This is a genomic window from Streptomyces sp. NPDC049954 (assembly GCF_040656295.1).
Classification (GTDB): domain Bacteria; phylum Actinomycetota; class Actinomycetes; order Streptomycetales; family Streptomycetaceae; genus Streptomyces.
Window position 1 is genome coordinate 298,174 of the sequence record NZ_JBFALS010000009.1, and the last position, 13,162, is coordinate 311,335.

At 71.1% G+C, this 13,162-nt stretch carries 7 protein-coding genes; 5 read left to right on the forward strand and 2 right to left on the reverse strand.

Features of this window, described 5'->3' with window-relative positions; genetic code table 11:
* The first annotated feature begins 40 nt into the window (after window positions 1–40).
* Both AB0J21_RS22725 and panD read left to right on the forward strand, forming a co-directional pair.
* Complete coding sequence (locus tag AB0J21_RS22725; RefSeq protein ID WP_363147886.1) at window positions 41–1,195, forward strand: MBL fold metallo-hydrolase; 1,155 nt, start codon at window positions 41–43, stop codon at window positions 1,193–1,195.
* Window positions 1,196–1,993: 798 nt separating this feature from the next.
* Window positions 1,994–2,419, forward strand: a complete 426-nt coding sequence (panD, locus tag AB0J21_RS22730) for an aspartate 1-decarboxylase (protein ID WP_363147887.1) — start codon at window positions 1,994–1,996, stop codon at window positions 2,417–2,419.
* 35 nt (window positions 2,420–2,454) lie between these two features.
* Here the strand turns inward: panD and AB0J21_RS22735 are convergent, their stop codons facing one another.
* Window positions 2,455–2,922 (reverse strand): hypothetical protein, encoded by a 468-nt coding sequence (locus AB0J21_RS22735; RefSeq protein WP_363147888.1) that lies wholly within the window; start codon window positions 2,920–2,922, stop codon window positions 2,455–2,457.
* A 108-nt stretch (window positions 2,923–3,030) separates the two neighbouring features.
* The gene (locus AB0J21_RS22740) at window positions 3,031–4,770 is read right to left on the reverse strand and encodes a glycoside hydrolase family 35 protein (RefSeq protein WP_363147890.1); all 1,740 of its coding nucleotides are present in this window, start codon (window positions 4,768–4,770) and stop codon (window positions 3,031–3,033) included.
* A 406-nt stretch (window positions 4,771–5,176) separates the two neighbouring features.
* Between AB0J21_RS22740 and AB0J21_RS22745 the strand changes: the two genes are divergently transcribed.
* From AB0J21_RS22745 to AB0J21_RS22755, 3 genes are all read left to right on the forward strand, one after another.
* Entirely contained in the window at window positions 5,177–6,334 is a 1,158-nt protein-coding gene (locus AB0J21_RS22745; RefSeq protein WP_363147891.1) for an exo-alpha-sialidase, read from the forward strand.
* Window positions 6,335–6,556: 222 nt separating this feature from the next.
* The gene (locus AB0J21_RS22750; RefSeq protein WP_363147892.1) at window positions 6,557–8,116 is read left to right on the forward strand and encodes a hypothetical protein; all 1,560 of its coding nucleotides are present in this window, start codon (window positions 6,557–6,559) and stop codon (window positions 8,114–8,116) included.
* A gap of 350 nt (window positions 8,117–8,466) precedes the next feature.
* Entirely contained in the window at window positions 8,467–13,047 is a 4,581-nt protein-coding gene (locus AB0J21_RS22755; RefSeq protein ID WP_363147893.1) for a glycoside hydrolase family 2 TIM barrel-domain containing protein, read from the forward strand.
* Window positions 13,048–13,162: the final 115 nt, after the last annotated feature.

A 13,162-nucleotide genomic window follows, 5' to 3' on the forward strand; every position in this document is an offset into this window, starting at 1 on the left:
GTATTCGATGTGCGACGACATTTCGGAGACCATCCGGTCCATGCCTGAGCCCAGTCGGCGACGGTTCCTCAGGAAGGTGGCGGCGACCGCGGCCGCCGGCGGTGTCGCCGCGGCGTCACCGTCGGCGGCGCTGGCTGCCACGGTACGTCAGCACCCGGACCGCAAAGCCCGTACGCGTGTGGTGATTCTCGGCACGGCCGGGGGCCCGACGTACATGCCCGGCGGCAGGTACGGCGTATCGACTGCCGTCGTGTACGGCGACCGGGTGTACATCATCGACCTCGGACTCGGCGCGTACCAACGTCTGGTGCAGAGCGGGCTGGGCCCCGACACCGACCTCGCCGCGGCGGCGACCAACGTCCGGGGAGTGTTCTTCACCCACCTGCACTCCGACCACACCTTGGACTGGCCCTCGTTCTATCTGACGGCCAGTGCGAATGACATCGGCCGCAGCGGTGCGCCCATCGAGGTCTTCGGCCCGGGAGCGCGGGACACCTTGCCGCAAGTGCTTCCCCCGGGCCGACCCGATCCTCACGTCGTGTCGCCGGCGGATCCCGCGCCTGGGATCAGAAAGATGTCCGGTCACCTTCAGGAGGCGTTCGCACAAGACCTGAACGATCGTGTGCGTGCCACCGGCTTCACCCCGCCGGACACGATGTTCAACCTCCATGACATCGACGTGTCGGACATCTGGACGGTCGACCCGGCCGGTGTGCCCCCGCGACTGTCCTCACCAATCCCGGTGTGGACCGACGGCGATGTCCGGGTGACGGCGACGCTCGTCGACCATCGCCCGACCGCGCCTGCCTTCGCCTTCCGGTTCGACACTCCGGACGGATCGGTCGTTGTCTCCGGCGATACGACGGTGAGCGAGAACCTCATCGACCTCGCGGCCGGTGCCGATTACCTGGTCCATGAGGTGATCGACGAACAGTACGTGGAGACACTCGTCGCCGCGCTGCCCGCCGACAGGGCCGACGCGCTTCGCGCGCGCCTTCTCGGTACCCACACGACGATCGCGCAGGTCGGCCGTGATGTCGCCGAGCGCGCCGGTGTCAAGAATTTGGTCCTCTCCCACTTGGTCCCCGCCTCGAACCCGGAGCGGCGCTGGCGCCAAGCGCAGCGCGGCTTCTCCGGGAACCTCGTTGTCGGGCACGACCTGATGGATCTGCCCGTCGGCGGACGCAGGTCCTGACTGCCTGATTCTCGCTACGGGGTCTGCGCCAATATCGGCGACGGGTGTTCCTGTGCCGGTGGGTTGACCCCTGAGCGACTCGGGATCTAGTGTCCTGTGCCGGAGATTGCAGGCTTGAGACGATTGTTGCCGAGGTTCACGTCCCGTCCGCAGGGCGGTGGTACTGCTCCGGTGGACGAGCGGGCGGTGTGCACGGCCGTGGTGTGCGTGCTGACGAGCGGCTGTGCGTAGCGGTATCTGCCGGACTCGTTCGGCGTTTCGCCGGCCACCGCGCACCGTCGGTTCACCGTGTGGTCTGAGGCTGGGTTGTGGCGCAGGCTGCACCGGGCGGTGCTGGACGAGCTCGGCCCCAGGGGTGAGCCGGACTGGGCATCCACGATCGTCGATGCTGCGTCGGTGTGGGCGGAAAGGGGGCTCGCTGACCGGGCCGAATCCGGTCGATCGTGGCAGGAAGGGCAGCAAACTGCACGTGCTGTCCGAGGCCCAGGGCCTGCCGCCGGCCGTCGCGGTGTCGGGTGCGAACCTGCATGACAGTCGGGCGTTCAAGCCGTTGATTCTCGGCATCCCCGCCGTCGCTCCCGGCGCGGACCGCTTGCCGAGTCGTCGTGGTGGATCTCGGGAGGGTGAGTGGGTCCCTCGAATGTCACCTGACGAACTGTCAGAAAAGTCAGCAAGTGGTCAGCGTGAGTCCTGAAAGACCTGGGGACGCTGCCCGGACATGCGACTCGTTGTAGGGTGAGGAGACAGCCCTTGACCTGCACATACGCAGGCAGGGAGCCTACGTCCAGGAGTACCTCGATGATACGAACGATATTCAAGTCCAAGATCCACCGGGCCACCGTCACGGAAGCCGACCTGCACTATGTCGGTTCTGTCACGGTCGACGCCGATCTGCTCGACGCCGCCGATCTGCTGCCCGGCGAGCTGGTCCACATCGTCGACATCACCAATGGCGCCCGGCTGGAGACGTACACCATCCCGGGGGAGCGCGGTTCCGGTGTGATCGGGATCAACGGGGCCGCCGCCCACCTCGTGCACCCCGGCGACCTCGTCATCCTCATGTCGTACGCGCAGGTCGACGACGCCGAGGCGCGCACGCTGACTCCGCGCGTCGTGCACGTCGACGCCGACAACCGCATCGTGGCCCTCGGCAGTGATCCCTCCGAGCCCGCCCCCGGCACCGAGGCCCGGCGCAGCCCGCACGCCCTGCCCGCCGGAGCCTGAACCGGGGGCCCACGGGTGACGGCGGGGCCGGGGCGTCAGCCGCCCAAGTGGTCGATGCCCGCCTCCAGGCTCGGGTGGCGCGCGTCGACCGGGCCCGAGTTCCGGTTGAACCACACCGCGTCGAGGGCGGCCTCGAAGGACGTGTGCCCGGCCGGGCAGCGCAGCCACACGTTGTCCTGGCGCAGCAGCACCAGCCAGTCGCGGTAGCCGCCGCAGTCCCGGCACGCGCGGACCGCCCCGTCGAGGACCAGGGGACCGGAGTACCGCATCAGCATCCCGTCCACCTCGTCGCGCGGGGGCACCCGTAGATCCTCCGGCGGGAAGTCCCGCTCCGAAGAGGGCGCGGAGACCTCGCCCACCGGCCCGGGGACGGACTCCGCAGGGCGTACGGGCCCGGAGGGCCCGGACGACGGCCGCTCCCCGTGCGCCCGCTCCCGCAGCCGTTCGCGCAGCTCCTCCCGCGCGCGTCGCTGCGCCCGGCGATCACGCTCGGACCGTGTCATGCGTGGCGTCCCCTCTTTCCTGTCTTTCCCGCCGGTCGGATCGTCGCGACCGTGCCGGTGCGATGGTGCCCTACGTCCACGGGGCGGGCCGACCCGGCCCGGCGCTGCTCAGCTCAGCAGCGCCTCCGGTTCGCCCGCCGCCTCCAGCTCCAGCACCCAGACCTCGTTCTCGCCTTCACGCAGTACCGGACCCGGGACGTAGAGCGAGGTCTGCGGGCCCACCGACCAGTACCGGCCGAGACAGAAGCCGTTGACCCAGACGAAGCCGCGCCCCCACCCCGGGACCTCCAGGGACGCGTCACCGGGCCCGGACACCACGCACCGGCCCCGGAACAGGCCCCGCCGTCCCGGCTCGGCGGCGTTCCGGGGCAGGCGCTCCACCGCCCGCGCGTCGTCGAAGGCGTCCAGCCGCAGACCGCTCGCACGCACCCCGTGGACGTACTGCCGCTCGTGCAGCAGCCCCCCGGTCAGGCCCTTCGGCTCGCCCGTCAGCGGGCCGTAGTTGACCCGGCCGAGCGATTCGGCCCACACCTCCACCTCGGCGGGGCCGGCGACCTCGGCCCCCACCTCGACCCGCACCCCGTCCACGGACAGCCGTACGAGGTCCCGTGCGCCCGGCAGGGTGAGCGGGAGGGGCGGACGCGGGCCCGGTATCCGGGCGCGGTAGCGCACGAGACCCCGGTCGACGTCCAGGTCCTCGAAGCTCGGGGCCGCACCCGACTCCCGCTCGTCCCCGCCCAGGAGGTCCACCACCTCGTCCAGGGAGGACCACGCGTCCAGGCGCACCCGTACCGGGGCGGTCAGCGCCGGGGGAGCGGGCGGCGGCTCGACCGGGGGACGCCGCGCGTAAGGGGCCAGGACCTCGCGCATACGCCAGTACTTCTCCGTCGGACGGCCGCGTTCGTCGATCGGCGCGTCGTAGTCGTACGAGGTCACGGTCGGCTCCAGCTCCCCGTCGTGCAGCAGGCCGGACCGGTTGGCCCCGGCCCATCCGCCGAAACTCGTCCCGCCGTGCGCCATGTAGAGGTTCACCGAGGCCCCGCACTCCAGGATTTCCCGCAGGGCCCGTGCCGCGTCCTCGGCGTCCCGGCGCACCGGCTCCGCGCCCCAGTGGTCGAACCAGCCGCACCAGAACTCCATGCACATCAGCGGCCCCTCCCCCCGCAGCTTGCGCAGCGAGCGGAACGCCTCGGTGGCGCCGGAGCCGAAGTTGACCGTCGCGAGGACACCGGGGACGCTGCCGCCGCTCAGCATGTGGTCCTCGGGGCCGTCCGAGGTGCACAGCACGCCGTCGATCCCCGACTCCCGCAACAAGGCCGTCAGCTCGGCGAGATACACCTGGTCCGAGCCGTAGGAGCCGTACTCGTTCTCGACCTGCACCATGATCACCGGCCCACCGGCGGCGGCCAGGCGCTCCACCACCTGGGGCAGCAACTCGCCGAACCAGTCCCGCACATGGCCGAGATAGTCGGCGTCCCTCGTGCGGACGCGTCGGCCGAGCGAGCCCGTCAGCCAGTGGGGCAGACCCCCGTTCTCCCATTCCGCGCAGATGTACGGGCCCGGGCGGACGATCGCCCACAGGCCGGCCCGCGCCACCGCGTCCAGGAACCTGCCGAGCGCCTCGACGTCCCGGAACTCGCCGGGACGCGGCTCGTGCAGGTTCCACGGCACGTACGTCTCGACGCAGTTCAGGCCGAGGGCCCGCAGCATGCCCAGCCGGTGCGGCCAGTGCTCCTCGTGCACCCGGAAGTAGTGCAGGGCCCCCGACAGGACCCGCACCGGCCGCCCGTCCACTTCGAAGTCCCGCTCGCCCACCGTGAAGCCGACACCGGTCCGCTGATCCGTCACGTGCGCCCCGTCCTTTTCCCTCAGGTCTGTGTCATGGACTTGCGTTCACCACTCTCGCCTCTCGCGTCGTCCCAAGTCACCCCCTTCACGGCCCGGATCAGGTGGTCACCGCCTTGTCGGCCTCGTGAACGGGCGGCCTTCGCCTCCGCGGGCCAGCGCCCCAGCCGGTTGCCGCACAGGTGTTTACATCGATGTAACGACCCTTCTACTGTGGCAGGCGCGCGGTGCTTCGGCGTTCGCGTCTGCCACACCAAGGTGCGCATAAGCCGTCCACCGTCCGCTGCGGCGCGCGGAGTTGACGGTGGATGCGCGCAGGAGCCCGTCCCCCCACCTCCCGGGAGCCGCCATGAATGTCACCCCCGCGCGTCCGACCTCCCCTCCGTCCCCGGTGCCGTCCCGCCCGGGGATGCGAAGAAACGCCCTTCTCGCCACGCTGTTCACCCTCGTCGCGGGCCTCCTCGCCCTGTGCGTACCGCCCGCCGGCGCGGCGAGCGGCACCCCGCTGCGCGAGGACACCGGCCTCTACCCGCGCGTCGTGCGCCTGGAGCACAACGGCTCCGCGAACGGACAGGTCCTGGCCTCCGTCGTCGGCTTCGACGGCGACAACGGGCTCGGCGAGATCTACCGCTCCACGGACGACGGCGCGAGCTTCCAGCACGCCGGCACCGTACGGGACCCGGAGGCGGCGGGCGGCCGGGGGCTGTGCTGCAGCACGCTGTACGAGCTGCCGCAGGCCGTGGGTGATCTGCCCGAGGGGACCCTGCTGTGGTCCGCCTCGGTCGGCCAGGACGAGACGAACCGGCGCATGAGCCTGCGGGTCTTCGCGAGCCACGACCTCGGCGCCACCTGGTCCTACCTGTCGACGGTCGCCACCGCCCCCGACGAACGCGGCCTGTGGGAACCGGAGTTCTCCGTCGACGCGCAGGGAAACCTGGTGTGCCACTACTCGGACGAGACGGACGGCGCGCACAGCCAGAAGCTCGTCGCCGCCCGCACCGGTGACGGTCTCACCTGGAGCGGCCACCACGACACCGTCGCGAGCACCCTCGACAGCGACCGTCCCGGCATGGCGGTGGTCCGCAAGCTCCCGAACGGCACCTACTTCATGACGTACGAGATCTGCGCCGCCGCCGGCCAGTTCCAGTGCGTCGTGCACTACCGCACCTCGGCGGACGGCTGGGACTGGGGCGATCCCGCCTGGCTCGGCATCCGCCCCGAGACCGCGGACGGCAAGTACTTCAAGCACGCGCCGACCGTGGCCTGGGCTCCGCAGGCCGGGAACCCGCAGGGCAGGCTGCTGCTCGTCGGGCAGGTCATGTACAACGCCGACGGCTCGGTCGCCCCGGGCAGCGGGCGCACGGTGTGGACCAACAGCGCCGGCGGCGAGGGCGCCTGGCAGGAAGTCGCCGCACCCGTGGCGGTGGACTCCACCACGGTCGACTACTGCCCGAACTACAGCTCGGCGCTGCTGCCGTCGGCCGACGGCAGCAGGCTCCTGGAGATCGCCACGGACTACGACGGGACGGTCTGCAAGCCCTACTTCGCCACCGGCGACCTCGGCTGAGACCGCGTCGCCCGGCCGGCTTCCCCGCAGACACGCGCCACCGCCCCTCCCGGACGACGACCGGGAGGGGCGGTGGTCGTCCAGGAGGGGCGGTGGCCGAGCAGCCCCTGCGGCTCTGTCACAACTGCCGTCCGCCGCATTGACAGTTCCGCCGGACACACGGAAATATCGCGCCCCGCCACGACGGTGACAACGATGTCGAGAAGTTCTCAGGAGGCTTCCATGAGTTCTGCCGAACAGCGTCACGCCCCGATGAGCCGACGCGGTGTGCTGCGGGCCGGCGCGATCGCCGGACTCGCCGCGTCGGGGGCCGCACTCGGCGCCTCCGCGTACGGGGCGACGCCGCACGACGGGGGCGGCCGGCCCGAGATCCGCTTCGACGGGGCACGCGACGCGCTCCTGGGCAGCGCCTACGCGGCGGCCGTGCAGAACCTGCTGGACGTCAACACCGTCCCCTACGACCCGGACACGTACAACCAGACCGGTCTGATGACCGATCCACCCGGAGTCTTCGTCCGGGCGGGCGGGGGCTACGAGCAGCCGTGGACCCGGGACGCCTCGGTCAACGCCTGGAACGCCGCGAGCCTGCTCGCCCCGGACGCTGCACGCAACACCCTGTGGGCGGTGTGCCGGCGGCAGGACGACGGCACGCTGATCGTGCAGCAGGACAACCAGTGGTGGGACCAGATCATCTGGGCGGTCGCCGCCCACCACCACTACCTCGTGACCGGCGACCGTGCCTTCCTGCGCGACGCGCACGAGGCCGCGGCCAACACGCTGCGGGTCAACCGCGACCACCACTTCAACAGTCAGTACGGGCTGTTCGAAGGCCCCGCCTTCATGCAGGACGGCATCGCCGGCTACCCCTCGCCGCCCGCCGACCCGCAGAACAGTTCCTCGTTCGTGCTCGACCACCCGGGCACCGACAAGATCATGTCGCTGTCCACCAACTGCCTCTACCACGCCGGGTACCTCGCGCTCGGCGCCATGGCCGACACCCTCGGGGACCGCGCGGCGGCCGGGCGGTGGCGGGCGGCCGCCGCCGGGCTGCGCACGGCGATCAACACGCGACTGTGGATCGAGAAGGAGGGGATCTACGGCTACTTCATCCACGGCAGCGGGCAGCGAGCGGGCCGGCTGGAGCCCTACCAGGAGGGCAACGGGCTGGCCTTCGCCGTACTGTGCGGGGTCGCGAGCGCGGGCCGCACCCGCGCCCTGCTCGCCGCCACGCACCACGAGCCGCACGGGGTGGTCAACGTCTGGCCGCACTTCCCCGAGTTCGACGACGCGCATCCCGGACGCCACAACGTGACCGTCTGGCCGATGACGCTCGGGATGTGGGGCCACGCGGCCGCGCGCGGCGGCCGCCCCGACCTCCTCGGCCGTACCCTCACGGACCTGGCCGGGCTCTACCGGCAGGACGGCCACTTCTGGGAGCTGTACAACGCGAGGACCGGAGTGGAGGACGGCGGCTGGCAGAACGGCAGTCAGTGGTCCTCCGAGGAGGACCAGACCTGGTCGGCGACCGGTTACCTGCGGCTGGTGCACCACGGACTGTTCGGCATCGTGCACGAGCCCGGTGGCCTCCGGTTCACCCCCGGCCTGCCGGCGGGCTGGGGGCCGGTCACCCTCTCCGGGCTGTCCTACCGGCGGGCCACCCTGGACCTCAGGCTGTCCGGATCAGGCCGTCGGCTCGTGTCCCTGACCGTGGACGGACGGCGCACCCCGTTCGTGCCGGCGACCCTGCGCGGCCGGCACGAGGTGGACATCCGCGTGGCCTGAGCGGGCGCTGAGCCGCGCGCCCTCAGGGGGCCGCCGACCAGCGCGGCGCGGCCTCGGCGGCCCGCTCCGCGCCCCGGACCCACCGGCCTTTTGACGTACCAGGCGCGGTGTTCGGACAGAAGCAATTGATGCGTTCCGCTCTCTAGGCGCCACGGCGGGCGGTCGGTTACGTTCGAGAAAGTTGCTTCCTGAGCGTTTCCTGTGTGGTTCTGCGAAAGGGTCGGAAGGCGGCCTGGACGCGTCGTGCGCAGCCGCACAGCCCCAAGGGAACCGCGCGGAGGAAACCGGCTCCAAGGAACGCCCGGCACGAAGGACGAGTACCAACAGCAGTCAGTGAAAGGTGAGTTCGCATGCCGCACCGCCGCATGTTCCGCAGACTCGCCGTGCTGGCAGCGACGGTGGCGCTGGGCGCCCCGCTGCTGCCGGCGGCGGCAGCCGAGCCCCCGCCCCCACCACCGCCCGCCGACGTGTACAAGCTGCTGGAGGACCCCGAGGTCACCGGCGTGGGCCAGGAGGCCCCGCACGCCGACCTCACTCCGTACGCCGACACCGCCCAGGCCCTCAAGGGGAGCGGGAAGAGTCCGTGGACCAAGTCGCTCGACGGCGACTGGAAGATCCACATGTCGGACCGGCCCGAGGAAGTACCCAAGAACTTCTACGCGGAGGACTACGACACGAAGGGCGAGGGCTGGCGCAGCGTCAGCGTTCCCCACACCTGGCAGACCGACGGCCTCGACCACCCCGTCTTCCGCAACATTCCCACCGAGATGTACCCCGACGACCCGCCCAAGGTGCCGCACGACGTCAACCCCACCGGCGCCTACGTCCGCACCTTCGACCTGCCGAAGGACTGGCAGGACCGCGAGACCTTCCTGCGCTTCGAGGGCGTCACCAGCGGCAACCTCACCTGGGTCAACGGTCACTATGCCGGCTACGACCAGGGCGGCTACACGCCCGCCGAGTACGACATCTCGCGTTACCTGCACCCGGGCCGCAACACCCTCGCCGTGCAGGTCCACCGCTGGGGCTCCGGCTCCCACCTGGAGGACTACGACCAGTGGCGGTTCTCCGGGATCTTCCGCTCGGTGGGCCTGTACTCCACCCCCGCCACCCACGTGCAGGACGTGACGATCCGCACCGACCTCGACAAGGCGTACCGGGACGCGACGCTCAGCGCTGACATCGATGTCAGCGCACTGGGGAAGGAGAAGGGGCCGGGAAAGGTCACCGGCACCCTCTACGACCCGCGCGGCCGGCGGGTGACCGCCGTCTCCGCACCGGTCGAGCCTCATGACGGCTCGGCGACGGCCTCGCTCAAGGCCGAGGTGAGCAACCCCGCCAAGTGGACCGACGAGACCCCGAACCTGTACACCCTGGTCGTCCAACTGGCCGACCGGCAGGGCCGGGTCACCCACACCACGAGCCAGCCCGTCGGCTTCCGCGAGATCGAGGTCAAGGACAAGAAGCTCCTCGTCAACGGCGAGCGCATCCTCGTCCGGGGTGTCAACCGCGCGGAGACCGACCCGGACACCGGCCGGTACGCGACCAGGGAACGCACCGCGTCCGACGTGTCGTTGATGAAGAGCCTCAACCTCAACGCCGTACGCACCTCGCACTACCCCTCCGACCCGTACTTCTACGAGCGCTCCGACAACGAGGGCCTGTGGATCGCGGACGAGGTGGACATCGAGACCCACCACCACGACGGCTGCCCGGACAACTGCCTCGCCGAACGGCCGGAGTGGCAGAAGGCCTTCCAGGACCGCGCCGTCGGCCTGTACGAACGGGACAAGAACCACCCCAGCGTCCTGATGTGGGACACCGGGAACGAGGCCGGCCTCGGCAAGGCGCACTACACGATGGCCGACTACCTCAAGAAGAACGACCCCGGACGCCCGCTGTACCACCAGTCCAACACCCCGGACGGCGACGCCCCCTACGCCGACATCTGGGGCCCTCGCTACCCCTCCCCGGACAGCCTGGAGGACAAGGCGAAGACGACGGAGAAGCCCATCGTGATGGGGGAGTACGCCCACGCCCAGGGCAACTCGCTCGGCAACTTCCGCGAGTTCTGGGACGTCGTGCGCAAGTACCCTGAAGTGCAGGGCGGGTTCATCTGGGACTGGGCGGAGCAGAACCTCAACCAGCCGCTCGTCACCACGCCCGACTCCTCGGGCAACGGCATCCTCACGTACCTCACCGGCAAACCCGAGCAGGTCGACGGGCACAGCGGGAAGGCCCTCTCGCTCTCCGGGCTCGACGACTTCGTCGAGGTCTACCGCGACCGGAAGCTCGACGCCGTCTCCGACGCCCTGACCGTGGACTCCTGGGTCAAGCCCGCCGACTGGACGGGCGACTTCACCGTGGCGGCCAAGGGAGACCACTCCTACGCCCTGCGCATGAAGGACAAGAACACCCTGGAGTTCAGCGTGCAGGGTGAGGACGGGCAGCGGCACAGCGCTTCGGCCACCGTGCCGGGGGACTGGTACGGGGCATGGCACCGGGCCTCGGGCACCTTCGACGGCGGCGTCCTCAAGCTGCTGGTCGACGGAAAGCAGGTGGCCGCCACCGACTACAAGGGCAGCGTCGCCTACTCGGCGCAGCCGCTCAACATCGGCCGCAACTCCGAGACGGGCCAGGAGATGACCGGCACGCGCATGGCGCACGGAGTCATCGACCAGGTCCGCGTCTACCACAAGGCGCTCGACCCGGAGCAGCTGAAGGCAGACCCCGCCCGGCAGGCCGTCCTCGCGCTGGACTTCGACAAGCTCACCAAGAAGGGCACGTACCAGTCCTACGGATCGGGAATGGGCGGCGTGGACGGTCTGGTCGGCACCGACCGCACCCTCCAGCCCGAGACCCGCGCCCTCGCCGCCGTCCAGGCCCCCGTGCGCCTGTCGCAGACGAGGACGGCCGACGAAAAGACCGTGCCCGGCAGCATCACCGTACGCAGCGAACGGGCCTTCACCGACACCTCGGACCTCGCCCTGCGGTGGTCGCTCACCGAAGGGGCGCGCACCCTCGCCGAGGGCACGCGGCCCCTGTCCGTCGCCCCGGGCGCCGAGGCCGTGGTCCGGCTGCCCGCAGCGCCGGACAACCCCAAGAACGCCGACCGGCAGCTGACCGTCCGGGCCGTGCAGAAGACGAAGACCGACTGGGCACCCGCCGGACACACCGTGGCCGTCGAGCAGTTCGACGTCGGCGGCCGGCAACTGGCCGGTGTCGTCAAGGCCGAGGCACCCGGCGATGTCCGCGCCGTGACCACGAAGGACCAGGTCACCGCCGCCGGGAAGGGCTTCTCGTACGCCTTCGACCGCAAGAGTGGCGCGCTTACCTCGATGAAGGCGGACGGCCGGGAGCTCCTCAGCCGGGGGCCCGAACTGGACGCCTGGCGCGCCCCGATCAGCAATGAGATCAACTCCGAGGACGGAGCCTGGCGCGACGCGGGCCTCGACCGGCTGCGAACCGATCCACAGGCCGTCGAGGTCCAGGAGGAGGACGGCGCGGTGGTCGTCACCGTACGCAGCACGGTGGCCGCCCCGGAAGTGAAGGACTCCTCGTTCGACCAGACCCTGCGCTACACCGTCACCGGAAACGGGGAACTGCGCATCGACCACCGCGCGCGGGCCGAGGGCGCCGCCCGCTCCGTCCCCTACCTGCCGCGCATCGGCCTCACCCTGCAACTCCCTCAGAAGTACGACCAGTTCAGCTGGTACGGGCGGGGGCCGCAGGAGAACTACAACGACCGCGAGGACGGGTCGCCCACCGGGGTGTACCGCACCGGCGTGGACGAGCAGTTCTCCGACTACCTGCGCCCCCAGGACTACGGCAACCACGAGGAGGTGCGCTGGGCCGCCCTGTCGGACGGCAGGAGTGGCGTGCTGGTGTCGGGCGACGGGGAGAACTTCTCCGCCGGGGTCACCCCGTACGAGGACATCGACCGTGCGGCCTACCCCTTCGCCCTCCAGCGCAGCGCGAAGGGCAACACGCTGCACCTGGACCACGCGGTGAGCGGGGTGAGCGAGACCTTCCACACCGTGATGCCGAAGTACCAGGTGAGCCCCTCCAAGGAGTACGCGTACAGCCTGCGGCTGCGTCCTCTCACGGGGGCCGAGGCGCGCGGCGGGGCGCCGCAGGGGCCGGTGGTCTGCACTCCGGAGGCGACGATCGAGCCCGCCGGCACCTCCGTCCCGCCGGGGGAGTCGACGACGGCACGCCTCACCGTGCACAACCCGTGCGACCAGCAGCTGAAGGACGCGTCGGCCTCCCTCGACCTGCCCTCGGGCTGGAGCGCTGAGCCGGCCGTCCCGCACCTCGGTGACGTGGCGGCGGGCAAGGACGCGAGCACCGAGATCCAGCTGCGCAGGAGCGCGGACAGCGGCAACGGGCGGCGGCTGGTCGTCGCCACCGTGACGGCCGGCTCCACGGGCGGCGCCCGGGTGAGTGCGCGGGCCACGACCGAGCTGTTCGCCACCCCGCCCGCGCCCTCCGGCACCACCGCGGTGTCCGACCTCGAACTCCTGACCTCGGACAACGCGTGGGGACCGGTGGAGCGGAACACCAGCAACGGTGAGGACCGGGCCGGTGACGGCGGTCCCCTCACCATCGGCGGCACCACCTACGCCAAGGGGCTCGGTGTCCACGCGGAATCCACCGTGGAGGTCTACCTCGGCGCAGCCTGCACCTCGTTCACGGCCGACACCGGTCTGGACGACGAGACGGGCTCCGGCGGAAGCGTGGTCTTCGAGGTGCTGGCCGACGGCAAGAAGGTCTACACCGGCCAGAAACTCACCAACGCGGACGAGGCCGTACCGGTCGAGGCCGACGTGAGCGGGGCGGAGCGCCTGACTCTGCACGTCTCCGACGCCGGTGACGGCAACGCCCTCGACCACGCGGACTGGGGCGGGGCGACGCTCCACTGCCGCGACTGACCCGCGCCTGCCGTGGGGGGGCCCCCCCCGGGCGGCACCCCCCGCGGGGGGCCGGGCGGGGCGCCGACCGGGGGGCCCCCCAGCGGGGGTTGCGGAGCGCGCGGGGGGGGTCACC